This window comes from Halolactibacillus halophilus (assembly GCF_900115605.1).
In the GTDB taxonomy this organism is placed as follows: domain Bacteria; phylum Bacillota; class Bacilli; order Bacillales; family Amphibacillaceae; genus Halolactibacillus; species Halolactibacillus halophilus.
The window spans coordinates 41,384-67,291 of sequence record NZ_FOXC01000002.1 but is presented as its reverse complement, the minus strand read 5'-3'; the positions used below and the strand labels follow the sequence as shown (position 1 = coordinate 67,291).

The 25,908-nt window shown below is 39.6% G+C and carries 19 protein-coding genes; all 19 read left to right on the top strand.

Going from position 1 to position 25,908, the window contains the following annotated elements:
* Window positions 1–70 precede the first annotated feature (70 nt).
* Complete coding sequence (locus tag BM098_RS01465; RefSeq protein ID WP_089829649.1) at window positions 71–2,419, top strand: FtsK/SpoIIIE family DNA translocase; 2,349 nt, start codon at window positions 71–73, stop codon at window positions 2,417–2,419.
* Between the two features lie 121 nt (window positions 2,420–2,540).
* Window positions 2,541–3,269, top strand: a complete 729-nt coding sequence (locus BM098_RS01460) for a GntR family transcriptional regulator (RefSeq protein WP_089829647.1) — start codon at window positions 2,541–2,543, stop codon at window positions 3,267–3,269.
* 75 nt (window positions 3,270–3,344) lie between these two features.
* A complete protein-coding gene (locus BM098_RS01455) occupies window positions 3,345–4,469 on the top strand; it encodes a BMP family lipoprotein (RefSeq protein WP_089829645.1) in 1,125 nt (374 codons plus the stop codon).
* 145 nt (window positions 4,470–4,614) lie between these two features.
* Window positions 4,615–6,138, top strand: coding sequence for an ABC transporter ATP-binding protein (locus BM098_RS01450; RefSeq protein ID WP_089829923.1), 1,524 nt, complete (start codon window positions 4,615–4,617; stop codon window positions 6,136–6,138).
* Window positions 6,139–6,163: 25 nt separating this feature from the next.
* Window positions 6,164–7,231 (top strand): ABC transporter permease, encoded by a 1,068-nt coding sequence (locus BM098_RS01445; RefSeq protein WP_089829921.1) that lies wholly within the window; start codon window positions 6,164–6,166, stop codon window positions 7,229–7,231.
* Between the two features lie 8 nt (window positions 7,232–7,239).
* Complete coding sequence (locus BM098_RS01440) at window positions 7,240–8,190, top strand: ABC transporter permease (RefSeq protein WP_327058543.1); 951 nt, start codon at window positions 7,240–7,242, stop codon at window positions 8,188–8,190.
* A 206-nt stretch (window positions 8,191–8,396) separates the two neighbouring features.
* Window positions 8,397–9,671 (top strand): EF-P 5-aminopentanol modification-associated protein YfmF, encoded by a 1,275-nt coding sequence (gene yfmF / locus BM098_RS01435; protein WP_089829641.1) that lies wholly within the window; start codon window positions 8,397–8,399, stop codon window positions 9,669–9,671.
* Window position 9,672: 1 nt separating this feature from the next.
* Window positions 9,673–10,965 carry an EF-P 5-aminopentanol modification-associated protein YfmH gene (yfmH, locus tag BM098_RS01430; RefSeq protein WP_089829639.1) on the top strand — a complete coding sequence of 431 codons (1,293 nt, stop codon included), beginning with the start codon at window positions 9,673–9,675 and terminating at the stop codon, window positions 10,963–10,965.
* A complete protein-coding gene (gene ymfI / locus BM098_RS01425) occupies window positions 10,958–11,680 on the top strand; it encodes an elongation factor P 5-aminopentanone reductase (protein WP_159430080.1) in 723 nt (240 codons plus the stop codon). Before yfmH ends, ymfI begins: the two co-directional genes overlap by 8 nt.
* Window positions 11,681–11,791: 111 nt before the next feature.
* The gene (locus BM098_RS01420) at window positions 11,792–12,712 is read left to right on the top strand and encodes a helix-turn-helix domain-containing protein (RefSeq protein ID WP_159430079.1); all 921 of its coding nucleotides are present in this window, start codon (window positions 11,792–11,794) and stop codon (window positions 12,710–12,712) included.
* Between the two features lie 70 nt (window positions 12,713–12,782).
* Window positions 12,783–13,367, top strand: coding sequence for a CDP-diacylglycerol--glycerol-3-phosphate 3-phosphatidyltransferase (pgsA, locus tag BM098_RS01415; RefSeq protein WP_089829634.1), 585 nt, complete (start codon window positions 12,783–12,785; stop codon window positions 13,365–13,367).
* Window positions 13,367–14,623 carry a competence/damage-inducible protein A gene (locus BM098_RS01410; RefSeq protein ID WP_089829632.1) on the top strand — a complete coding sequence of 419 codons (1,257 nt, stop codon included), beginning with the start codon at window positions 13,367–13,369 and terminating at the stop codon, window positions 14,621–14,623. Before pgsA ends, BM098_RS01410 begins: the two co-directional genes overlap by 1 nt.
* 157 nt (window positions 14,624–14,780) lie before the next feature.
* Window positions 14,781–15,830 carry a recombinase RecA gene (gene recA, locus BM098_RS01405; protein ID WP_089829630.1) on the top strand — a complete coding sequence of 350 codons (1,050 nt, stop codon included), beginning with the start codon at window positions 14,781–14,783 and terminating at the stop codon, window positions 15,828–15,830.
* A gap of 259 nt (window positions 15,831–16,089) precedes the next feature.
* A complete protein-coding gene (gene rny, locus BM098_RS01400) occupies window positions 16,090–17,661 on the top strand; it encodes a ribonuclease Y (RefSeq protein ID WP_089829628.1) in 1,572 nt (523 codons plus the stop codon).
* Between the two features lie 448 nt (window positions 17,662–18,109).
* Window positions 18,110–18,907 (top strand): TIGR00282 family metallophosphoesterase, encoded by a 798-nt coding sequence (locus tag BM098_RS01390; RefSeq protein ID WP_089829624.1) that lies wholly within the window; start codon window positions 18,110–18,112, stop codon window positions 18,905–18,907.
* Between the two features lie 182 nt (window positions 18,908–19,089).
* The gene (gene miaB / locus BM098_RS01385; protein WP_089829621.1) at window positions 19,090–20,604 is read left to right on the top strand and encodes a tRNA (N6-isopentenyl adenosine(37)-C2)-methylthiotransferase MiaB; all 1,515 of its coding nucleotides are present in this window, start codon (window positions 19,090–19,092) and stop codon (window positions 20,602–20,604) included.
* A gap of 12 nt (window positions 20,605–20,616) precedes the next feature.
* Window positions 20,617–20,991 (top strand): YlbF/YmcA family competence regulator, encoded by a 375-nt coding sequence (locus tag BM098_RS01380; RefSeq protein ID WP_089829619.1) that lies wholly within the window; start codon window positions 20,617–20,619, stop codon window positions 20,989–20,991.
* Between the two features lie 291 nt (window positions 20,992–21,282).
* Window positions 21,283–23,931, top strand: coding sequence for a DNA mismatch repair protein MutS (gene mutS / locus BM098_RS01375; protein ID WP_089829618.1), 2,649 nt, complete (start codon window positions 21,283–21,285; stop codon window positions 23,929–23,931).
* A 4-nt stretch (window positions 23,932–23,935) separates the two neighbouring features.
* Entirely contained in the window at window positions 23,936–25,906 is a 1,971-nt protein-coding gene (mutL, locus tag BM098_RS01370; RefSeq protein ID WP_373863169.1) for a DNA mismatch repair endonuclease MutL, read from the top strand.
* Window positions 25,907–25,908: the final 2 nt, after the last annotated feature.

Here is a 25,908-nt window from a genome sequence, read left to right as displayed (position 1 = left end):
ACTGCGCATTATTTGTTGCACAATCGCCGAGATTAATTATGGTATAATAGACAAGATGGGAGGGATTAGCATGACAAATAAAAAAACAAAATCAAAACGCAAATCAAAAACATCCAAAAAAACAATATCCGAAACATTTAAATATGAATTGTATGGTTTGGGTTTCATCCTGTTAGCTGTCTTTGGTAGTGGAGCCTGGTCGCTCAGCGAAGGGATTATTCCTTTATTTTTAGTGACGAGTTTTCGCTTTTTATTCGGCTTTTGGTATAGCCTTATCCCGTTAAGCTTACTTGCTTTAGGGTTATATATGATGATTAAACAACGTTTTCCAGATTTTTTTTCAAGACGCTTTTTAGGTTTGTTTATCTTTTTAGTGTCGCTCATGTTATTGACGCACGCTTTAGTATATCGTGAATGGATGCTAACGCATGATCTATCGATTATTGGGCATTCGTTTGACCAATTTAATGCCTACAGACAAGGAGAAATGACAAGCCAAAACTTAGGTGGTGGTATGGTAGGTGCCATTTTACTTAGCCTCACCTACAAATTATTATCGCTAGCAGGTTCGGTCTTTTTAGCGGTCTTTTTGATGATTATTTCGTTTGTGTTTATGTTTGATTTTTCACTTAAATCTTTTTTTGAATATATCATTAATAAAGCTTCTAACGCTATTCAGTTTCTAAAAGAAAAAAAACAGATCCTTACCCGTAAATCAAAAGAGCGCGAGCAAACATCAGCAACACAAAAGTCGAAACAAAAGCAACAATCTGAAGCAAAAGTGGAAATAAAGGAACCGGTTATTGAAGATTTTACTGATGTTCACTATCATGATGATGCTTCTGAGGCCCAAGGTGTGTTTCCATTTTCAGATATAGAAGAAAAACAACTAAAAAACACTAATCATGACAATGATAAAGCATCTATAAAAACAGACGGTGTGACATCTGATATAGAAAAAGAAGCCCAAGTCGAACCGATGACAGAAAAAGAAAACATGGCTTATGTCTTGCCACCCGTCACTTTACTTGAAGCGCCTGCGCAAAAGAAAAAGTCTCAGGAAAAAGGCAAGATTCAAGAAATTGTAAGAAAATTAGAAACAACGTTTGAATCATTTGGAGTAAAGGCTAAAGTGACCCGGGTACATGTCGGTCCAGCTGTCACGAAGTATGAAGTCTATCCTGAAGCAGGGGTGAAGGTAAGTAAAATCGTGAACCTGCATGACGACCTGGCGCTAGCCTTGGCCGCAAAAGATATCCGTATTGAAGCACCGATTCCGGGTAAATCAGCAGTTGGTATCGAAGTGCCAAATCAAGAAGTATCCATGGTAACGATGCGTGAGGTATTTGAAGCGAAAAAACTATCTGATGAGGCGGTCTTATCGTTTATCTTGGGACGCGACATCTCAGGGGAAGCTGTTGTCCATGAGTTGAATAAAATGCCGCACTTACTCGTCGCTGGAGCTACTGGAAGTGGGAAGAGTGTTTGTATTAATGGGATTATTATTAGTATTTTGATGCGCGCAAAACCACATCAAGTAAAGTTAATGATGATCGACCCGAAAAAAGTCGAATTGAATGTCTATAACGGAATTCCGCACTTACTGACGCCTGTAGTCACTGACCCTAAAAAAGCGGCACAAGCGCTTAAAAAAGTTGTCAATGAAATGGAACGACGCTATGACTTATTCTCAGATACGGGCAATCGAAATATTGAAGGTTATAATAACTATATTAAAAAATACAATCAAACCGTTGATACAGAGGAAGAGGAACAACCACTTCTACCTTATATTGTTGTCTTAGTTGATGAATTGGCAGATTTGATGATGGTCGCCTCTAATGAAGTAGAAGACGCGATTACAAGACTCGCTCAAATGGCACGTGCAGCTGGGATTCACTTAATTATCGCCACGCAACGACCAAGTGTCGATGTCATTACAGGCGTCATTAAAGCGAACATTCCGTCACGAATTGCCTTTAGTGTGTCATCGCAAACAGATTCTCGCACGATTCTTGATAGCGGCGGGGCAGAAAAGTTACTCGGACGAGGTGATATGTTATTTATGCCAGTCGGTGCATCAAAACCTACCCGAATTCAAGGCGCTTTTCTATCAGATGAAGAAGTCGAAGCGGTTGTCGATTATTGTATTGAGCAACAAAAAGCCAATTATCAAGCCGAGATGATTCCTGATGAAGTAGATGAATCAAAAGCGTCAAGTGAAGATGTGCTCTATCCAGAAGCTGTTCAGTTAGTTGTTGAGATGCAGACAGCAAGTGTGTCAATGTTACAACGTCGATTCCGCATTGGCTATAATCGTGCAGCACGTTTAATTGATGAAATGGAAGCAAATAATATTGTCGGTCCACATGAAGGATCGAAGCCTAGAATTGTCCTTATGCAGGAGTTGTCAGACTAATCGTATAATTTAGATTAGTAGAAAAGACATCTTTTTCGTATTTTTGTGTTTATTTCTTATGGCTAAAGTGGTATATTGTTAGTGACCAATCATTTTGTTTTATGTTACTGGGGGATGAAACATGTCGAAAGATTATTTAGACAGTAAGGAATATGGTGAAACGCTTTCAAAAATGCGGGAAGATATCGAGAACGGTGTCTACCCACCAAACGAAAGGTTACATCCTCTGTATGAATTAGCAACAAACTATCATGTGTCACGAACAACAATGGAAGCCGTTATTGAAGAATTAGTTGATGAAAATATGGTCACACGTCGCTTAGGGAATGGCATTTTTGTTAATCCTAAACCAATCTATTCTTCAGGTATTGAAGAACTAGGGAGTGTGTCCGACATGATTAAACGTGCAGGTAAGTTGCCGGGTACACAATTTGTCGCAGCTGAGGTCGTTAAGCCGTCAGCGAGCGATTTAGCTCAATTTAACTCGTTGGACGTCCAAGCATTAGCAAGGGTCGAACGAGTGAGAACAGCAGATGGTGAGCCGGTGGTGTATTGCATCGATAAAATTGATCACGAACTTGTACCGATTGGATTAATTCACTCGCAAGATTCGATTTTCAAACTTATCGAGGAACATACAGGTAAGCGCATACATTATGCTGAAACCTTCATTGAACCGATTGGTTTTCATGAAAAAATTTCAGCCATACTCAATTGCCGACCTGATCAAGCACTCCTCTTACTAAGGCAAATGCACTATACAGAAGATCATGAACCGATACTTTATTCAGTTAACTATTTCAAAAGCGATGCTTTCCAGTTTCATGTTGTGAGAAAACGCACCGATTAAGTTGCCATACTCAAATCTTAGTAACAAACAAAATTAAATGGTCAAAAAAATTAACCAGAAAATGGGGGTAACAAAATGAAGAACAAATTATTGTTAATCTTGTCAGTCTTATTCGCAGCTGTATTAGTACTTGGTGCTTGTGGCTCAACTGATGATGAGTCAACTGACGATCAAACAGATCAAGACACAGAGCAAAATGAAGATGCTACAGGTGACGAAGGCACTGATGATGAAGATTCAAGTGACGAAGGCGCATCAACTGAGTTTAAAATCGCAATGGTTACAGATGAAGGCGGTGTAGATGACCGTTCATTCAACCAATCAGCTTGGGAAGGTATGCAAACTTGGGGTGAAGAAGTTGGTGCTGGAGATGACCAATACGCTTACTACCAATCAAATGACTCTGCAGACTTTATTCCTAACTTCAACCAAGCATTAGCTGAAGGTTATGATATCATTTACGGTATTGGTTACTTACTTCAAGAAGCTGTTGAAGATGTAGCAAAACTTAATCCAGATCAACACTTTGGTTTAGTTGACTCTGTATCAGATGTTGAAAATGTTATCTCTTTAACTTTCCGTGATAACGAAGCAGCATTCTTAGCAGGTGTTGCAGCCGCTCATACAACTGAGTCAGGTAAAGTTGGATTTGTCGGTGGTCAAAAAGGTGCGGTTATTGACCGTTTCCAAACTGGTTTTGAAGCTGGTGTTGCTCACGTTGATGACAGCATTGAAGTAGACGTTCAGTATGCTAACTCATTTGCAGACGCTGGTATTGGTCAACAAATTGCAGCTGCAATGTATACTAATGGCGCTGACGTTGTTTACCACGCAGCTGGTGCTGTAGGTAACGGTGTATTCACTGAAGCAAGAAACCGTTTAGAGTCAGATCCAGATAACCAAATTTGGGTTATTGGTGTTGACCGTGACCAAGAAGCTGAAGGTGATTGGGAAGGCGGAAACTTCACGTTAACATCTACAATTAAAGGTGTTGGTGACGCGATTGTTAACGCAACGAACCTTACAATTGAAGAAGGATTCCCTGGCGGTGAAAACATCGCTTACGGATTAGCTGAAGATGGTGTTGATGTTGTTCGTGGTAACATGTCAGACGAAGCATGGGAAGCTGTTGAAACAGCGCGTGCTGAAGTTGTTGACGGAACAATTGAAGTACCTGAGTTTACTTACACTGAACAATAAGATTTGATTTCAGTGAGCGCTAATCATCAGGTTAGCGCTCACTTATATAATCACACCCCATTAATGGTAATGATGATGAATAATGAAAGACTGATAGAAAGATTGGGAGGGATTTCAAGTGGTACAATCAGAAAAAGTTATTGAAATGATCGGCATCACAAAGAAATTTGGTGAATTTAAAGCGAATGACAATATTCACTTAGATGTAAAAAAAGGTGAAATACATGCTTTATTAGGCGAAAACGGTGCAGGAAAATCGACACTAATGAATATGCTCTCAGGTTTGTTAACACCAACATCAGGGCAGATACGGGTAAATGGTCAAGATGTTTCCATCTCTTCTCCTAACGTTGCGAATGACTTAGGAATCGGAATGGTTCACCAACACTTTATGTTAGTGGAAAAGTTTTCTGTAACAGAAAACATCGTTCTTGGTAAAGAAGAACATCGTTTTGGCTTTATGGATAAAGACACTGCTAATAAACAAGTACAAGAATTATCAGATCGATACGGGTTAAGTGTTGATCCGAAGAAACTTGTGGAAAATATTACAGTTGGTATGCAACAACGCGTGGAAATTTTAAAAACACTTTATCGTGGAGCAGATATTCTAATTTTTGATGAACCTACCGGTGTGTTAACTCCACAAGAAATTCAAGAATTAATGAGTATTATGCGTAAACTTGTAAGTGAAGGTAAGTCTATTATTCTTATTACACACAAACTAGATGAAATTAAACAAGTAGCGGATCGTTGTACGGTTATTCGTCGTGGTAAAAGTATTGACACCGTGAATGTAAGGGAAACGTCGCAACAAGAACTTGCGGATATGATGGTTGGACGTTCAGTCTCTTTTACAGTAGACAAAAAACCCGCGGAACCGAAAGAAGCTGTACTTAAAGTTGAAAACTTAACGGTCAAAGAATCGCGAGGGTATGACGCCGTTAAAAACGTTAGTTTTGAAGTAAAAGCTGGTGAGGTATTAGGTATAGCTGGTGTTGATGGTAACGGTCAATCACAACTTATTTCGGCGATAACTGGGTTAATGAAATCAGCATCTGGTAAGATTACTCTAAACGGTAAAAATATTACGAATAAAAAGCCGAGAATGATCACTGAATCAGGCCTTGGACATATTCCGGAAGATCGTCACAAATTTGGTCTTGTTTTACCGATGACATTAGAAGAGAACATTGCCTTGCAGACTTATTATCAAAAACCATTCAGTAATCATGGCTTCTTAAATTATAAAGAAATTAAATCGTATGCGAAAAAACTGATCGAAGAGTTTGATGTTAGAACGCCGAGTGAAGTGCACTCAGCCTCATCATTGTCTGGTGGTAATCAACAAAAAGCGATTATTGCACGTGAAATTGCTCGTGATCCAGATTTCCTTATTGCTGCACAACCAACACGTGGTTTAGACGTTGGTGCGATTGAATATATTCACAAGCGTTTAGTAGAACAACGCGATAAAGGTCGGGCTGTTTTATTAATGAGCTATGAATTAGATGAAATCATGAATGTATCAGACCGTATTGCGGTTATGTATGATGGTCGTATTATTGCCGTCGTTGATGCAAAAGAAACAACTGAGCAAGAACTCGGTCTATTAATGGCTGGTGTTGATAAAAATAGAGCAAGTGCTGAAACAGTAACGGCAGAATGAAAGGAGAGGGAGACAATTGTTAACAATGAATAAAGATCGTTTAAATAATTTACTTGTTCCGATTTTTTCGATTTTTCTCGGATTAATCTTTGGGGCATTATTAATGTTAGCGTTTGGATTCAATCCAATCACAGCGTATAATGCCATGATTTCAGGCGTATTTGGCAGCCCTTATTTCTTAGGTGAAGCTTTACGGGCAGCAACAATTTTAACTTTCACTGGTTTAGGTTTTTCGATTGCCTTTAAAGCGGGCTTCTTTAATATCGGGGTGGCTGGTCAACTACTCGTTGGTTGGACAGCATCGATTTGGGTCGCTTTAGCGTTTCCAGATTTACCGCGTTTAATGCTGGTCACAATGAGTATTGCAGCAGCCATTTTTGCCGGTGCTGTTTGGGCTGGTGTTGCGGGTGCTTTAAGAGCTTACTTTGGTACAAGTGAAGTAATCGTGACAATTATGTTAAATTATACAGCGCTTCACTTAACAAATTATCTAATTTTAAATGTATTAGGTACTGGTAATACAACGGAACGTGTGAGTGAAAATGCTAACCTGTCTATTGGCTGGTTAACTGAACTGACAGCTGGTTCGCGTTTAAATGTTGGTATTTTTATCGCAATGGTTGTGGTATTTCTTTATTGGATCTTTATGACAAAAACAACCGCAGGTTTTGAAGTGCGTGCCGTTGGTCTCAATCCACATGCATCAACATATGCTGGTATGAGTGCGACTAAAAATATTATTTTATCAATGCTCATCAGTGGTGGTTTAGCTGGTCTTGGTGGTGCGATTCACGGTTTAGGAACTTTTGGTAACTTATTTACGCAAAGTGGGCTTCCTACTGCTGGTTTTAATGGTATTGCTGTTGCCTTACTTGGACTTGGTAACCCTATCGGAATCTTCTTCTCATCAATTCTATTTGGTGTATTAGAAATCGGTGCAGGCTTCTTACCGAATGGTGCAGGCGTCCCTGATGAAATGGCATCTATTGTAACCGCTGCCATAATTTTCTTTGTAGGTGCCAATTATATTATTCGCTTCTTTATGAATAAACTAAATAATAAGAAGACACAAGCTGTCCAGGAAGGAGAATAGGCATGGATATTTTAGTCTTACTACAATTAATTGTTTCTAGTTCATTAATGTATGCCGCTCCGCTCATTTTCACTGCCTTAGGCGGTACATTCTCAGAACGAAGTGGTGTTGTCAATATTGGTCTTGAAGGTATTATGGTTATGGGTGCCTTTATGTCGGCGGTCTTTAACTTACTTATGTTTGATACTTTTGGTGGTTTGACACCGTGGTTAGGTCTTTTAGCGGGTGGTTTAATCGGGGTTCTCTTTTCACTCATTCACGCTGTTGCGACAATTAATCTACGTGCTGATCATATCGTATCTGGTACGGTTATTAACTTAGCAGCACCTGCCTTAGCGGTGTTTTTAACAAAAATTATTTTTGATGCGGCACAAACTGGTCCATTAGCGCGTTCGTTTGGTCGTTCAAACATTTTGGGGTTACAAAATATTCCGGTCATTGGCCCGATCTTCTTTGAAAATACGTCAGGTCCAGCCTACTTAGGGATTCTTGTAGCTGGTATTGCTTGGGTTGTCTTATTTAAAACACGCTTTGGCTTAAGATTGCGCTCTGTCGGTGAACACCCTCAAGCAGCCGAAACATTAGGAATTAACGTTCTTCGTTTTAAATATTACGGTGTAATGATCTCAGGTTTACTTGGTGGTATTGGTGGTGCGATTCAAGCACAAGCGATTCACAATGAATTTGGTATTTTAACTGTAGCTGGTCAAGGTTTCATTGCGATGGCAGCGATGATCTTTGGTAAGTGGAATCCACTTGGAGCAATGGGTGCAGCCGTATTCTTCGGTTTTGCACAAAGTTTATCTCGTGTGGGTAGTTATATTCCGGTTATCCAAGATATCCCGAATATCTGGTTACAAGTATTGCCGTACTTACTAACGATCTTGATCTTAGTTGGTTTAATCGGACGCTCTGAAGCGCCTAAGAAACTCGGTATTACTTATATCAAGGGTAATTAATATTAATACATGTCAATTTAAACCTTCACTGGATCAGATTATTTCTGTCCTGGTGAAGGTTTTTTTATTTTTGGTGGGCAGACGAATTAAACCCTTGTTATATTGCCTTATGATTGCTAGGAAATGATGGGTAGTGTAAAATGAATAACGTTATGATTTTACATTTATAATATAAACGGACAGTGAATACACTAGGAGGTACGAATATGTTACAAACACAAGAAACGATTATTAATCGACAAGGGTATCGGCTACATATGATTCAATCGAATAAATTTAAAACGTTACATTTTGTGGCAAAGTTTATTTCCCCCCTTTCACGAGAGCATGTCACCAAACGTGCATTGTTGCCGTTTGTGATGCAACAAGCGACAAAGAATTATCCAACCGCTAACGCTTTTCGTCAAAAGTTAGATGATCTATACGGTTCAACTTTTTCAATGGATGGGAGTAAAAAGGGAGAGATGCACATTATTACGGCGCGGATGTCGGTAGTCAATCCTTCTTACTTATCAACGGATGAACCGATTTTAGCAGAAGCTGTACAATTTTTTAATGAAGCACTCTTTGCTCCAAAAGTGTTGGACAACGGTTTTGACCCGAAAATTATTGCTAGGGAAAAACAATCACTCGGTCAAAAAATTGAAAGTATTAAAGACAATAAAATGCAACTGGCAAACATGCGTCTCATCGAAGAAATGTGTGAGGGAGAAGTCTATAAAACACATGTGCATGGTTATCCAGAAGACTTTGATGCGATTACCTCTGAAAGCTTGTATAATTATTATGAACAAGTGATTAAAAAGGAACCATTAGATATTTATGTAATTGGGGACTTATCTGAACTTAATGTCGAAGCATTGTTTGACCAATACATTGAGCGAGCAACCAATGGACCGATTGCTAGCATGCAAGCAGAAGAGAAAACAGTGACAAAACCGAAAGAAATTATTGAAGAAGAATCGCTTCAACAGGGGAAGCTGCATTTTGGATTTAGAACCCATACACATTATAGTGATGATGATTATCCAGCACTACATGTCTTTAATGCGATTTTTGGTGGTTTTCCAAGTTCAAAACTGTTTATTAATGTGCGGGAGAAAAATAGTTTAGCTTATTATGCAGCTTCTCGGTTTGAAAGTCATAAGGGGTTATTATTTGTATTCAGTGGGATTGCGCCAGCAGACTTTAAAAAGGCGAAAAAAATTATTTTAGAACAGCTTGAAGCGATGCGCGCCGGTGACTTCACTGATGAACAAATCGCAGAAGCAAAGTTATTAATTACAAATCAATACAAAGAAAACTTAGATGAAGCTTACGGCATGGTTGAAATGTTATATAATCAACAATTCAGCACGAAAGATAGTATGGATGATTTTGTCGCACGTATTAATGCTGTTACAAAGAGCGCAATTGAGCGTGTAGCCAACCGCATAGAGCTCGACACCACATACTTCCTTACTCAGAAAGGGGTCGAATAGGATGGAGAAAATGCAGTACAATCAAATCAATGAAACGGTCTATCAAGAGACGCTTTCGAATGGACTCGAAGTTTTACTTGTTCCAAAGCCGGAGTTAGAACAAACGTATGGCGTGTTTACGACAAATTATGGATCAATCGATAATCAATTCGTCCCACTTGGTGAGATGAATATGGTTCAAGTGCCTGACGGGATTGCGCACTTTTTGGAACATAAATTATTTGAAAAAGAGGATCATGACGTTTTTCAAGAGTTTACAGCACTTGGTTCATCTGCGAATGCTTTTACGTCGTTTACTAAAACGGCTTATTTATTTTCAACAACGACAGAAATAAAGAAAAATACTGAAATCCTTCTCGATTTTGTTCAAGCGCCATATTTTTCAGAAAGCTCGGTGGAAAAAGAGAAGGGCATCATTGCTCAAGAAATACAAATGTATGATGATCAACCAGATTGGCGTGCGTTCTTTGGTATAATCGAAACGATGTACGAAAACCACCCAGTAAAGATTGATATTGCAGGAACAGTCGATTCGATTCAAAACATCACCAAGGATGATTTATATACGTGTTACCATACGTTTTACCATCCTTCCAATATGACGTTTTGTTTAGTTGGTGCTTTTGATGCAGAAGAGATGCTTCAAGTGATTCGCGACAATCAAAGTCAGAAATCCTTTGACCCTGTCCAAACAATTAAACGCGAAAGGGTTGTGGAGCCAGCTCATGTGAATAAAGATCATGAGGTTTTACATATGCCCGTTGTGACTGAAAAATGTATGATTGGTATTAAAGAGACAACGACAGAAAAACCAACGGACTTTATTAAAGCAGAACTGATGAGTGAAATGATTCTTGATTACTTTTATTCGAAATCAGGTGCATATTATCAAGAATTGTATGACTTAGACCTCATTGACGGAAGTTTAGGGTTTGAGACAGAACGCCAACTGTCATTTGCTTTTTCACTTATTGGTGCAAATTCAACCGATGTTGAACAATTTAAAGCAGTTGTGTTAAAACAACTCGATACATTTAAAACGTACATGTTTAGTGATGAGGCCTTCACGCGCATGAAACGAAAGATGATTGGTGGCTTAATGCGTGAAATGAACAGCACATCTAATATCGCCAACTCGGTCAGTCAATATCATTTCTTAGGCATTGATTACTTTAAGTTATTGCCGATGTTAGAAGCTATTACCAAAGAAGAGGTTGAAACCTTTATGCATCAATGGATTAAATCAGATAATGTGGCTTCATTCTTTATCAAGAAAGAGACACAAGATGACTAAACACGTGTTAGTGGTTGGAGCAAGTGGTGCAATTGGCCAGCAGATTGTGAAAGATTTAAGCGTAACAGGTCACACTTTTTCTTTACATTACCATAAAAATATTGTCGGCATACAGTCGCTTGTCAACGCATTACCCACTGAGTCAGTCTTTGAAATGATTCAGGCTGATCTTTCAGATTCTGAAGGGGTTGACCACCTACTTTCTAACGTCCAGTTTACACCAGATGTTATTGTGTTTAGTCAGGGCCAGGCAAGTTACGGGTTATTTACAGAGTTATCACAAGTGGATATGACCGCGTTACTAGCTGTTCACGTTGAAGCTTTATGGAAAATCACCCAATATTTTTTACCATCCATGTTACAAAAACGTGCTGGAAATATTCTCGTTATTTCATCTGTTTGGGGAAAATGTGGCGCTAGTCATGAAGTCGCTTATTCGACTGTCAAGGGGGCGCAACTTACCTTCGTTAAAGCTTTGGCCAAAGAGGTTGGGGCGAATAACGTTCGGATCAACGCGATTACGCCTGGTTTTATCGATACAAGCATGAATGAACAATTATTAGAAGCAGAACGATTAGCGCTTTTAGAAGAGATCCCGCTGCAACGCTTCGGTAAAGTGGAAGATGTCAGTCAATTGAGCACTTTTTTAGTAAGTGATGCGTCAAGCTATATGACAGGTGAAGTTTTAGGTGTAAGTGGCGGTTGGCACGTTTAAACGAAGATAAAAGTCGTAAAATCACTTTCTCCTCTTTCATATTGATTGAAAATCCTTTATTATAGAAGATGGTATGTATTTCGTACGGATTTTATTAAATGGATGGTGTTAATGATGCTGATTGGAGAACAATTAAAAGAACGCCGCCTTGAAAAAGGCTTAACGGTTGAAGATATTCAAAGCGTAACGAAAATACAAGCGCGCCATATCCAGGCGATTGAGCGAAATGATTTTTCGCTTATACCTGGTAACTTTTATGTGCGAGCTTTTATTAGGGAATACGCACAAGCAGTTGGATTAGACTCACATCACTTAATGGATGAACACAAAACCGAATTGCCAGAAACATTATCGACGGATACACGGGATTTTACAACATTAAAACGGTCACGAACGCGAGCGAAGGTAAAAAACAAATCACCCTTTCAAATGTTGCTTCCAACAATCTTTGTTTTATTATTGTTGTTTTTGATTGGTTTTATTATTTATAAGTTCGTCTTAACTTCAGATGAGACAGCACCAACAACACCAGTGGAAGATAACCCATCGTCTGTGGGTGAGGAGGTAAGTATTCCTTCTGGGAGCGATGACGCTGAGATAACGGATGAGACAACATCAACAGATGATAACACGACAGATGAACTACCAACAGAGGAGGATAGCTCTGAAGTGCCAGAGACGTCAGAGCCTGTTCTTGAATTAAAAGATTATCAAACGAATGCGTCTGTTTATCATTATGTGACCGAAGCCGATGAGATCACGTTGACGGTCGATACGACCAATCAAAACTGGCTTCAAATTGAAGACAGTTCAGGACAATCGTTGTATGAACAAATGTTAACGACAAGTAACGGTCCCGTTGAGATTGATCTAACAGGTGCGGATTTTACTTACTTGCGTTTTGGTGAACCAGGTATCATTTCAATTGATATTAACGGCATACCAGTCGAGTTTTCAAGCGAGATGAATATGAGTTCGGTACAAGAAGTATGGATCTATTTTAACGATGCTTACGAACCGGACCAAGCGTAACCGGTAGACCCTTCTTATCAGTCACTCACTTTTAAGAAGGGTTAAATTATTTAAAGAAAGAGGATGTTTTATGAATATACCTAATCGTATTACTATTTCACGCATTTTACTTATCCCAATTTTTATTTTGTTACTGACTTTACCGTTAGATTGGGGCAATGTCTCAATCGGTAAGGATACCTTACCCATTGTTCATCTCGTAAGTGCGCTGTTATTTATTGTTGCCTCAGGAACAGACTGGGTCGATGGTTTTTATGCCCGCAAATATAATCTCGTGACCAACTTAGGAAAGTTTTTAGATCCCATGGCGGATAAGTTATTAGTCGCCGCTGCCTTTGTTTTACTTGTTGAGCTCAACATGGCCCCGGCTTGGCTTGTGATTGTTATCCTATCACGCGAATTTGCGGTGACTGGTTTAAGGCTAGTTGCTGCGGGTGAAGGGCTCGTTTTAGCGGCAGGACAAATGGGGAAATGGAAAACAGCGTTTCAACTCGTCTCGATTGCCTTTCTATTGTTACATGACTTTCCGTTCTCCTATCTTGATTTAAGTGTGTCGATCGGTACAATCTTACTGTATATTGCTCTTATTTTAACGGTTGTATCAGGACTTGATTATTTTATTAAAAACTGGCATGTGATGAAGGAGTCGAAATAATGCAGCAACTACAAGCAGAAATTATCGGTGTTGGAACCGAGCTGTTACTTGGTCAGATTGCTAATACCAATGCGCAGTGGATCTCTGAAGCACTGGCCAATCAAGGTATTAGTGTGTATCATCATCAGGTCGTAGGTGATAATCATGATAGAATTTATCGTAGTTTCGAATTAGCGAAAAGTCGATCTGACATCGTTCTTGTGACTGGTGGACTTGGACCGACCGATGATGATTTAACCCGTGAAGTTTTAAGTGATTTTACAAAGCGTGCACTCTACCAAGACAAATCAGCTCTTGCCCAACTTGAAGCATTTTTCAAACGACGTAACCGAACAATGTCTGAGAATAACCGTAAACAAGCAAACGTCATTGAAGATGCCACCATGATACCTAATGATGCGGGTACGGCACCAGGCATGATTGTCATAGATGATGACACAACGTTTGTGATTATGCCAGGTGTGCCGACTGAAATGAAAAAAATGATGAATGATGCCGTACTCCCTTATTTAAAGGAAACGTTTCAATTACAAGATGTGATTGTCTCAAAGATGGTGCGCTTTATTGGTATTGGTGAATCGCAATTAGAAATGGAAGTCAAAGATCTAATCGAGCAACAATCTAATCCTACTATTGCTCCGTTAGCAAGTGATGGTGAAGTTGCCCTCAGAATAACCGCTCGAGCAGAAACAACAAAAGAGGCTAATCGGTTAATTGAAGCAAGTGAGGCAACTTTGTTAGCACGTGTGGGTCAATACGCATATGGTTTTAATAGCGAATCAATTGCAGATGTGGTAGTAAAACAGTTGGCGAATAAAGGTTTAACGCTCGCTGCAGCAGAAAGTCTAACCGGTGGACGGTTTAGCGATGCGATTGTTTCAGTGCCAGGAGCAAGTCGCGTATTTAAAGGGAGTATCGTCAGTTATAGCAATGAAGCAAAAATGAAGCTGCTTGGAGTGAGTGAAGTCACTCTGCAATCTTTCGGCGCCGTAAGTAAAGAAACGGTTATTGAGATGGCGAAACAGGCGAAAGATAAGCTGAATACGGATGTGGCTGTTAGCTTTACAGGAGTCGCTGGTCCAGAACCTCTAGAAGGACACGAAGCGGGGACGGTCTTCCTTTGTCTTTACCATGATGAAGAACATTATCGCGCGGAAAAATTTTCATTTGTTAATCATCGTGAATTGACACGGACACGTGCAGTTAAAAAGGCATTAGAATGGTTATATTATTATTTACAATCAAATCATGGGTAAAATTAAAAAAGGCGGATGAATATGTCAAATTCAGACGCTTTTTTTATTAGAAAAGGCAAGAACATTTATTCGTTTTTTGCTTGTATATTTTATAAAAAAACGTTATGATAAAGAAGTTAAATATAATGATTGCGTTTTTTAAAGGAGGAAATATATTATGAGTGATGATCGTAAAAAAGCCCTTGATATGGCGCTTAAATCGATAGAAAAACAATTTGGAAAAGGTTCGATTATGAAATTAGGTGAAAGAGCTGAACAAAAAATCCCAACAGTGTCAAGTGGGTCACTGGCAATTGATATTGCCTTAGGTGTCGGCGGTTACCCGCGGGGAAGAATTATTGAAATATACGGTCCAGAATCATCTGGTAAAACTACGGTTTCACTGCATGCGATTGCAGAAGCACAAAGACAAGGTGGTACAGCGGCATTCATTGATGCAGAGCATGCGCTAGATCCTGTTTATGCTAAAGCTTTAGGTGTTAATACCGATGAACTCCTCTTATCACAACCAGATACAGGAGAGCAAGCACTAGAAATTGCTGAAGCACTTGTGCGTAGTGGCGCTGTTGATATCGTCGTTATTGACTCGGTAGCGGCCCTTGTTCCAAAAGCAGAGATCGAAGGAGAAATGGGTGACGCTCACGTTGGTTTACAAGCTCGCCTCATGTCACAGGCTTTAAGAAAGTTGTCTGGTGCGATTAATAAATCAAAAACAACAGCAATCTTTATTAACCAAATCCGTGAGAAAATTGGGATTATGTTTGGTAATCCTGAAACAACACCAGGTGGACGGGCACTGAAGTTTTATTCCTCCGTTCGTCTAGAAGTGCGTCGTGCGGAAACGATTAAGCAAGGTAATGACATGGTCGGTAACCGTACGCGGGTAAAAGTTGTGAAGAATAAGGTAGCCCCTCCATTTAAACAAGCAGAAGTAGATATTATGTACGGGGAAGGTATTTCTCGTGAAGGCGAGATGTTAGATATTGCATCTGATTTAGATATTGTCCAAAAAAGTGGTGCTTGGTACAGTTATAAGGACGAACGTCTCGGTCAAGGCCGTGAAAACTCAAAACAATTTTTAAAAGAGAATCCAAAAGTAAAAGCGGAAATCTATGAAGCAGTGCGTGCCCATTATAGTTTTGATGGTAGCGTCCCAGCTGAAGAACCAGCGGAAGCAATAGATGAACTGTTACCAGAGGATGAGTAAAAGGAGGGGGGCGATTTCCCCTTCTTTTTTGTACGACTGTTTTCAAAAAATAGAATAATATGATTTTTAATGGTAATAAAGTCCATTTTTGCCTGATTGTCATTTTGTCTTCTTGACATTAAGAATTTTGACGATTAGAATGGAAAGTGTATAATTCTCATTTTGAATTATACAAAAACTTAATGACGCATTCATATGACTATGAAAAGTACATGCCGACTTAAACACGAAAAAATGAATAGCAAGAGGAGGTGAAATCATGAACTTCACAGAAATTTTGGTTCTCGTCATCTCCAGTTTGGCTATCCTAATCGTCGGTATTGTTGTTGGCTATTGGATTCGTAAATCGATTGCAGAGAAAAAGATTTCGAGTGCAGAAGAATTAGCTAAGCAAATCGTTCAAGAAGGCCATCGTAATGCAGAAGTTGCGAAAAAAGAAGCATTGCTTGAGGCGAAGGATGAAAATCACAAAATTCGCCAAGATTTGGAGCAAGAAATTCGTGAGCGTCGTCTTGAACTTCAAAAACAAGAGAATCGCTTAATGCAGAAAGAAGAAAATCTTGATCGCAAAGACGATACGTTGGATAAACGTGAACGTATGCAAGAGAAGAAGGAAACTACTTTAGCAGAAAAACAACAACAAATTGAAGAAATGGAAAGCAAAGTTGATGCTATGCTAAAAGAGCAGCAAGCTGAACTGGAGCGCATTTCTGGTTTAACTGCAGACCAAGCAAAACAGACGATTTTAGAACGAGTCGAAAAAGAAGTGAGTCATGAATCCGCACTTATTATCAAAGAGGCTGAAAACAGAACAAAAGAAGAAGCTGATAAAAAAGCGAAAGAAATTTTATCACTTGCGATGCAACGTTGTGCATCAGATCACGTCGCGGAAACAACCGTATCGGTTGTTAACTTGCCAAACGATGAAATGAAAGGGCGTATTATCGGTCGAGAAGGCCGTAATATCCGTACATTAGAAACGTTAACAGGTATCGATTTAATTATTGATGATACACCTGAAGCGGTAATCCTATCAGGGTTTGATCCTGTTCGTCGTGAGATTGCACGCATTGCATTAGAAAAGCTTGTTCAAGATGGTCGTATTCACCCAGCGCGGATTGAAGAAATGGTAGATAAAGCTCGTCGAGAAGTTGATGAGTATATCAGAGAAGTTGGGGAAGAGACAACCTTTGAAGTCGGTGTTCACGGTTTACATCCAGACTTAATTAAAATCCTTGGTCGTATGAAGTACCGTACAAGTTACGGTCAAAATGTCTTGAAACACTCAATTGAAGTCGCTCATCTTTCTGGGTTACTTGCTAGTGAGTTAGGCCAAGATGTTACTTTAGCGAAACGAGCCGGCTTACTCCATGACATTGGTAAAGCGATTGATCATGAAGTAGAAGGAAGCCACGTTGAAATTGGTAAAGAATTAGCTATCAAGTACAAAGAAAAAGAAGTTGTCGTCAATGCCATCGCCTCTCACCACGGAGACGAAGAGGCAACGTCAATCATCGCTGTCCTTGTTGCGGCGGCTGATGCTTTATCTGCGGCAAGACCAGGAGCACGAAGTGAAACATTAGAGAACTATATTAAGCGTCTTGAAAAATTAGAAGAGATTTCAGAATCCTATGAAGGCGTTGAAAAATCATTCGCAATTCAAGCAGGACGTGAAGTGCGTATTATGGTTAAACCTGATGAAATTGATGATTTAGAAGCAGCTCGCTTATCTCGTGATATTAGAAAGCGAATTGAAGATGAATTAACATTCCCAGGTCACATCAAAGTCACTGTTATTCGTGAAACACGATCAGTGGAATATGCTAAATAATGAAGATTAAAGAAGCGGTCAACTGATCGCTTCTTTTTTACATCTAAAACTTATTAAAATTGGAGGGATATTTTTGTACATATGGTTACTGTTGATGCTTGTCTTAATAAGTCTCGCTTGTTTTTCTGAAAGTAAGGTGCTACGAAAAAGGCTGAAACTTTTACTGAGTTTTGGGTTGGCTATCACTTTTAGTATACTTATGGAAACTGTTACTTACATGTTCGTTGAAAGACATTTGCTTGAAGGATTAATAGTTGGAGTGCTTTATTTTTTCATCCCACTCATCACCTTTCTCCCAGCCCAATTGTTACTGTTTGATATCCGGTTGTTTCAAAAGGATTGAGCTTTAGGAAGTTGCGTATATTTTTCTCCTAGTAGTGAAAGGCCTTCGATTATGTTAGAATAATACACGTGAAAAAAAGATGACGATATAGAAAGAGGTTTATGTATGCGAATTTTATTTATTGGAGATATCGTAGGCTCAATGGGACGCGATCAACTAAAAACGTATCTCCCACAGTTAAAACAAAAGTACCAGCCCCAGCTCACGATTGTAAACGGAGAAAACGCCGCGGCGGGTAAAGGCATCACGGAAAAAATTTATAAACAATTTTTAGAATGGGGTGCTGATTACTTAACGATGGGGAATCACACGTTTGATAAAAGAGATATTTTTGATTTTATCGATTCGGCCGATAAAATGGTCCGCCCTGCTAATTTTCCGGATGGTACACCAGGTAAGGGTATTGGTTATGTGAATGTTAATGGCACAGAAGTGGCGATTATTAATTTACAAGGTCGCACGTTTCTGCCACCACTTGAAGACCCATTCCGTTATGCTGATGCGCTTGTTGATGAGGCAAAGAAACGTACGAATGTTATTTTTGTTGATTTTCATGCTGAAGCAACAAGTGAGAAGCTGGCACTGGCGTGGTATTTAGATGGTCGCGTGAGTGCTGTTGTTGGCACGCATACGCACGTACAGACGGCGGATAACCGCTTGTTAGATAATGGCACCGCGTATATTAGTGATGTCGGTATGACTGGGCCGTATGATGGTATTATTGGTACTGACCGCGAAGCGGTCTTAAAACGATTCTTAACTCAATTACCAGTGCGATTTGAAGCGACGAAATCAGGTAAAGCGCAGTTATCAGGTGTTGTAATTGATATTGACAATAACACCGGTCAAGCGAAGAAAATTGATCGTATTCTGATTAATGATGATCATCCTTTCTTCGGTTAAGTGGTGATGACTTTAAAAAACAAAGAGCGATGTAGTAAATGATTGAACGGAAGCATCCTTTTTCAGGGTGCTTTTTCTTTTGTGACAAAAAGGTGACAAATAATGAAAGTTGTTAATCACTTGAACGGTGCATGATACAATAGATAAGAAAAACAGGTCATACATTGGAGAGGATAGATACAGTGAATGAACAACAAAAACACCTACAACAGTTAGTTAAACCAACCACAAAAGAACATGTGGAGCGATTACAACAATTACATGATGAAACGACGTATGAACCTCCTAACTTAAAGAAGGCAAGAAAACGATTGAAGAAAGATGTCGATATCCATTATGATTTTGAGATACCCGAAGATATGCGCCAAATTGGTGACAACCAAACCTACTACATACGCACTTATGGCTGTCAGATGAACGAACATGATACCGAAGTCATGGCCGGTCTTTTGTCCCGGATGGGCTACACCGAAGTGAGCGAGATGAGAGAAGCTGATGTAATCCTGTTAAACACGTGCGCAATTAGAGAAAACGCTGAGAATAAAGTATTCGGTGAACTTGGGCATTTAAAACCGATTAAAAAAGAAAATCCTGATGTCATTATTGGTATATGTGGTTGTATGTCGCAAGAAGAAGGCGTCGTGCACCGGATCATGCAGAAACATCCGTTTGTTGATATGATTTTTGGTACTCACAACATTCACCACTTGCCCTCACTCTTGAAAGAAGCGATGTTTCAAAAGGCGATGGTCGTTGAGGTTTGGTCAAAAGAAGGGGACATTATTGAAAATCTTCCGAAACAGCGAAAAGGCAAACTTAAAGCGTGGGTTAACATTATGTACGGATGTGATAAATTCTGTACCTATTGTATTGTGCCTTATACCCGCGGAAAAGAACGGAGCCGGTTACCAGAAGATGTTATTGAAGAAGTCAAACAGCTTCAGCGAGAAGGCTATAAAGAAGTGACCTTACTTGGTCAAAACGTTAATGCTTACGGGAAAGATTTACCGTTTGACTATGGTTTAGGCAACTTACTCGATGAATTGCGCCAGATTGATATTCCGCGGATTCGGTTTACGACCTCACACCCACGCGATTTTGATGATCACTTAATTGATGTACTAGCAAAGGGTGGCAACTTACTGGACCATATTCACTTACCGGTTCAGTCGGGAAGCAGTGATATCTTACGAGTTATGGCCCGTCGTCACACGCGTGATGATTATTTGACCCTAGTTAAGAAAATAAAAGCAAAAATGCCAGATGTCACCTTAACGACGGATATTATTGTCGGGTTTCCTAATGAAACAGATGAACAGTTTGAAGAGACATTGTCTCTGGTAGAAGCAGTCGGGTTTGAACATGCCTTTACGTTTATTTACTCACCAAGAGAAGGCACGCCAGCGGCGCGCTGGCAAGATGAGACACCAGAAAACGTTAAAAAAGAGCGTCTTCAACGATTAAATAGCCTTGTTAATAAACAATCCAAAGTGGCAATGGACCGCTATATCGGAGAAGTTGTCGATGTATTAATTGAGGGTGAGAGCCGGAAAGATCCTAACGTTTTAGCGGGTTACACAAAAAGAAATAAGTTAGTGAACCTAAAAGCATCAAAAAGCTTGATTGGTGAGATTGTCCCTGTTAGAATAACACATGCAAAGACATGGTCACTATATGGTGAATTAGTGACAGAATAATGGGGTGACAATGTGCATTACACTGATGAAGATATATTAGCCTATACTAACGGTGTTGCCGGAAAACTCGGTAATTTAGATGACGTGCAGCGGTTTAAAGCGGTCAAGCAAACGCTGGATGGACACGAGAAAGTCAAACAACAGATCAACCAAATAAAACAACTCCAAAAACAGGCGGTTAACTTACAAGCTTACGGTAAAACAGAAGCAGCGAAACTCATTGACCAAGATATTGATGAGATTCAGCAGCAAATCGATGCTTTACCGATTGTTGAGGAGTTCAAACAGACTCAAGTTGATGTGAATGCGATCCTGCAATCGCTCATCTCAGAAATTAATCAACAGATGTCAGATGAGATGGATAAAAGTACACCTTTAGATAATTAAGATGCCTATAGGCATCTTTTTTCTTTTTTAAAAGTCTAAAAAGTAAATTGTTAAGCTAAGTCTGAAGATTGCACGCTTACCAGACGTTTAGAACCTAGGTGTTATAAAGCTGACATAGTTCATTGATGATGAAGCATTTCACTGATATAATCAAGATGAGTCATGATAATTTCTGGAGCGTACATTTTGTGCGCTTTTTCTTTTTACGAGTATCAATTTAAATTGATAAGAGGGAACGATCAAATATGTTATAATACAAACAGCAAATGAGAACGAATAGGAGTTTTATATATGCCAAGTTACACACCAATGATTCAGCAATATTTAAAAATTAAAGCCCGCTATACCGATTGTTTTTTATTCTTTCGCCTCGGGGATTTCTATGAAATGTTTTTTGACGATGCGACAAAAGCTGCGCAAGAATTAGAAATTACACTTACGAGTCGCGATGGTGGAGGTGAGGAACGCATTCCTATGTGTGGTATTCCCTACCACGCCTCTACCAACTACATAAAAACCCTCGTTGAACGGGGGTACAAAGTAGCTATTTGTGAACAAGTCGAAGACCCTAAAACGGCTAAAGGCGTTGTGAAACGTGATGTTGTCCAAGTCATCACCCCAGGTACAGTTATGGAGGGGGCAATGCTTCTTGAGAATGAGAACAACTATTTAGCGAGTGTTGATTGTATCGATGACCATTATACGCTCAGTTTTATCGACTTATCAACTGGAGAACTCTACGTGTTAACAGTAGACCAATTTGACCGATTAAAAAGCGAAATATATAACCGTCCGATTAAAGAAGTCGTGATTTCTGACCGGTTATCGACAAAAGAACAGCACGTTTTATCAGATGAACTCCAGTTAACGGTCTCGCACCACACGTTAGCAGATACGATTGATTATGCGTCCTTTGATGCATTACTAACGAATGTTGATCACAATAGCTTACAGCAGGCCGTTATTCGGCTGATTCATTATATTCGATCAACTCAACAACGTTCACTTGAGCATGTCCAACCTGCAGAAATAATTGAGTTGAGTGGCTATCTTGGTTTAGACATGCATTCGAAGCGGAATTTAGAATTAACAGAAACGATGATGAAAAAAGGTAAACAAGGGAGCTTACTCTGGGTATTAGACCAAACAGTGACTGCCATGGGGGGACGTTATTTAAAGAAATGGCTGGAGCGCCCGTTACTAGATGAACGAGCCCTTAATGAACGTTATAATATGGTCGAAGGTTTACTCGACCAATTCATTGAAAGAGATGCATTAAGAGAAGATTTACAATCGATTTATGACTTAGAACGCTTATCAGGTCGGGTAGCTTTTGGTAATGTTAATCCCCGCGACCTGCAACAATTAAAATTGAGTTTATCGCGTATACCAGGGTTAAAACAAACGTTATCAACATTTACTTCTCCGTATCTACAAACAATAGGAGAAGATTTAGATACATTAGCTGAACTACGTGATTTACTAGAACAAAGTCTCGCTGATGAACCGCCAATGACCTTGAAAGAAGGGGGGATCATTCAAGATGGTTTCGATCCCCAGCTCGATGAATACCGTGATGCGTCAAGAAACGGGAAGCAATGGATCAATGCATTAGAACAACAAGAACGAGAAGAGACAAAAATAAAATCACTAAAAATTGGCTATAACCGTGTATTTGGCTATTATATTGAAGTCACCAAAGCCAATCTGCATCTGTTGCCTGAAGGTAAATATGAACGAAAACAAACCTTAACGAATGCGGAGCGCTATATTACCCCGGAATTAAAAGAAAAAGAAAATTTGATTCTTCAAGCTGAAGAAAAAAGCTTAGAACTCGAGCTTCAATTATTTACTGAGCTCCGCGAGAAAGTAAAGGCCTATATACCGCGGCTACAGCAACTAGCTGAACGTGTCAGTACCTTAGACGTCTTACAAAGTTTTGCGGTTGTAAGTGAACAAGAAGGGTATGTTAAACCAACTTTAACTAAACAAGAGACCTTAACGATTACCGAAGGACGTCATCCAGTTGTTGAGAAAGTGATGACAGATGGAATGTATGTCCCGAATGATATTACGTTAGACGGAGAGACGAAGATGTTGCTGATTACCGGGCCGAATATGTCTGGTAAGAGTACGTACATGCGACAAATTGCGCTGACAGTTATTATGGCCCAAATCGGTTGCTTTGTACCGGCCGAATCGGCGACCTTGCCCGTCTTTGATCAAATCTTTACCCGGATTGGTGCCGCTGATGACTTAGTAAGTGGACAGAGTACCTTTATGGTAGAAATGTTGGAATCAAAACATGCGTTAGACTTTGCGACTAATAACAGTTTGATTCTTCTAGATGAGATTGGACGCGGGACGAGTACCTATGACGGGATGGCGCTTGCACAAGCCATAATTGAGCATGTCCATGATCACATCGGTGCAAAAACCCTCTTTTCGACACACTATCACGAATTGACGAGTTTAAGCGAGTCACTCACACAGTTAGAGAATGTGCACGTATCAGCTGAAGAGCACGACGGCGAGGTTATCTTTTTACATAAGATTAAACCAGGACCAGCGGATGAAAGTTACGGGATTCATGTGGCTAAGCTAGCGGGATTACCTGGGTCGTTAATTAACCGAGCCAATGTTATTTTACAGCTATTAGAATCAAATCAAGCAGAAGACAAAGGTGCAAAAATTAAAGAAACAGCTGTCTCTTTTGAATCCTTGGAGCAAGCAGTCATTAATAAAAAAGCAGTATCAAAAGCTCATCAGCAAACAGACGATCAATTAAGTTTTTTTGCTGAAACAAAGTCAGTATCGTCAAATTCAAAAACGACGCGATTAGAAAAGAAATTAAAACAATTGGATTTAATGTCGATGACACCGATTGATGCTATGAACGCTTTATTTGATCTTAAAAAGGAACTACAAGGAGAGGAGTGATTTTGTGGCCATTGAACTCATGTCAGATGCCCTCAGTAATAAAATCGCGGCTGGCGAGGTCGTAGAACGACCGGCCTCAGTGATTAAAGAACTTGTAGAAAATAGTATTGATGCAAATAGCCAGATGATTAAAGTCGATGTTTATGAAGCAGGCCTCATGCGAATGAAAGTCACTGATGATGGAGACGGGATGCTAGAAGAGGATGCTTCTGTTGCCTTTTTGCGTCATGCGACAAGCAAAATTAAATCAGAGCAAGATTTATTTCATGTCCGCACTCTCGGATTTCGTGGTGAGGCACTCGCTTCCATCGCAGCTGTCAGTAAACTAACGTTAAAAACTTCAACAGGTGACGGGGCAGGTACGTTAATCCAATATGAAGGTGGCAAAGAAGTTAATCGAGACAAAGCAGATGCGAGAAAAGGCACCGAAATCACGGTGGATCAGTTGTTTTTTAATACGCCGGCACGGTTAAAATATATGAAAACGATTCATACAGAACTCGGTCACATTACTGATGTGATTAATCGGTTAAGTTTAAGCCATCCGGATATTCGTTTTACCTTAACCCATAATGATAAAGTTATTTTTAAATCTAATGGGCGAGGTGACTTACTCCAAATTATTGCACAGATTTATGGAATCAATGTCGCAAAGAAAATGATTAAAATCGAGCATGACACGCTCGACTATAAAATTTCTGGTTACATCGCAAAGCCTGAAGTAACTAGAAGTGGTCGGCAATATTTATCAACGCTCATTAATGGCCGGTTTGTGCGTAGTGTGATTTTAAATAAGGCGATTTTAAGTGGCTATCATACTTTACTTCCGATTGGACGCCACCCAATTGTTGTGATTCAAATTGAAATGGATCCGATTTTAGTCGATGTTAATGTCCATCCGACGAAACTTGATGTTAGGTTTAGTAAAGAAAAAGAATTGTTTACAGCGATTGAAACCGCAATTAAAGAGGCATTTAAACAAGAACGGCTGATACCAGACTATACCGAGAAAAAACAAAAACCTAAGCAAGATCGTTCGAAACAGGCGAGCTTTTCATTTGATCACACGCCATCTGAAACAAGTGCGCACAACCAACTGAGTAATTCTAGGGGCCGTCTAACTCAACAAGAATCAAAAGAAGATGTCCAACACGAGGCTAATGATATAAAACAACATTACGAGGAAACATTAAATGCACCAAGACTTAATCAACCGCAGGAAAGAGAAGCAGTTACAGAAGATACGCTCTCACTTGATCAGCAGATTTCTCCTAACTTATCTGAAACAGTTCATGAAAATGCGCAACCACTCATGCCATCAACGGACGATGTAACATCTGTTGATAGAACGAGTGATGAGACAAAAGCGATAAATGATTCAGGTGAAAATAGTCGTATGCCGCTTATGTATCCGGTTGGACAGCATCACGGGACCTATATTATTGCAGAGAATGATCAAGGCATGTATTTAATCGATCAACATGCGGCCCAGGAACGGATTAAATACGAGTATTACCGTGATAAAATCGTTGAAGTGGATCCGGTTTTACAAGAATTACTCGTCCCAATGACCTTTGACTTCTCAAAACAAGAAGCGCTACTCATCGAGCAATATCAAACCGAACTTGAGACTGTTGGTCTGTTTTTTGAACCGTTCGGCCAACAGACTTACCGCGTTTCGGCGCACCCTAATTGGTTCCCGGCCGGTTTTGAAGAAGAGACGATTCGTGACATTATTGCCCAAATTATTGAAGATGAAAAGATTGATTTAAAGAAGTTGCGAGAAGATGCTGCCATATTAATGGCGTGTAAAAAGTCGATTAAAGCTAACCATCACTTGAATTATGATGATATGTTTGAATTACTTGAAACGTTGAGAAAAACAGAAGCCCCTTTTACATGTCCGCATGGTCGACCGGTTGTCATCCATTTCTCAACATATGAACTTGAAAAGATGTTTAAACGGATTATGTAGGA

Excerpts from the sequence above, each read along its gene's own strand:
- BM098_RS01465 (WP_089829649.1), top strand. The coding sequence starts at position 71 with ATGACAAATAAAAAAACAAAATCAAAACGCAAATCAAAAACATCCAAA.
- BM098_RS01460 (WP_089829647.1), top strand. The coding sequence starts at position 2,541 with ATGTCGAAAGATTATTTAGACAGTAAGGAATATGGTGAAACGCTTTCA.
- BM098_RS01455 (WP_089829645.1), top strand. The coding sequence starts at position 3,345 with ATGAAGAACAAATTATTGTTAATCTTGTCAGTCTTATTCGCAGCTGTA.
- BM098_RS01450 (WP_089829923.1), top strand. The coding sequence starts at position 4,615 with ATGATCGGCATCACAAAGAAATTTGGTGAATTTAAAGCGAATGACAAT.
- BM098_RS01445 (WP_089829921.1), top strand. The coding sequence starts at position 6,164 with ATGAATAAAGATCGTTTAAATAATTTACTTGTTCCGATTTTTTCGATT.
- yfmF (WP_089829641.1), top strand. The coding sequence starts at position 8,397 with ATGTTACAAACACAAGAAACGATTATTAATCGACAAGGGTATCGGCTA.
- yfmH (WP_089829639.1), top strand. The coding sequence starts at position 9,673 with ATGGAGAAAATGCAGTACAATCAAATCAATGAAACGGTCTATCAAGAG.
- ymfI (WP_159430080.1), top strand. The coding sequence starts at position 10,958 with ATGACTAAACACGTGTTAGTGGTTGGAGCAAGTGGTGCAATTGGCCAG.
- BM098_RS01420 (WP_159430079.1), top strand. The coding sequence starts at position 11,792 with ATGATGCTGATTGGAGAACAATTAAAAGAACGCCGCCTTGAAAAAGGC.
- pgsA (WP_089829634.1), top strand. The coding sequence starts at position 12,783 with ATGAATATACCTAATCGTATTACTATTTCACGCATTTTACTTATCCCA.
- BM098_RS01410 (WP_089829632.1), top strand. The coding sequence starts at position 13,367 with ATGCAGCAACTACAAGCAGAAATTATCGGTGTTGGAACCGAGCTGTTA.
- recA (WP_089829630.1), top strand. The coding sequence starts at position 14,781 with ATGAGTGATGATCGTAAAAAAGCCCTTGATATGGCGCTTAAATCGATA.
- rny (WP_089829628.1), top strand. The coding sequence starts at position 16,090 with ATGAACTTCACAGAAATTTTGGTTCTCGTCATCTCCAGTTTGGCTATC.
- BM098_RS01390 (WP_089829624.1), top strand. The coding sequence starts at position 18,110 with ATGCGAATTTTATTTATTGGAGATATCGTAGGCTCAATGGGACGCGAT.
- mutS (WP_089829618.1), top strand. The coding sequence starts at position 21,283 with ATGCCAAGTTACACACCAATGATTCAGCAATATTTAAAAATTAAAGCC.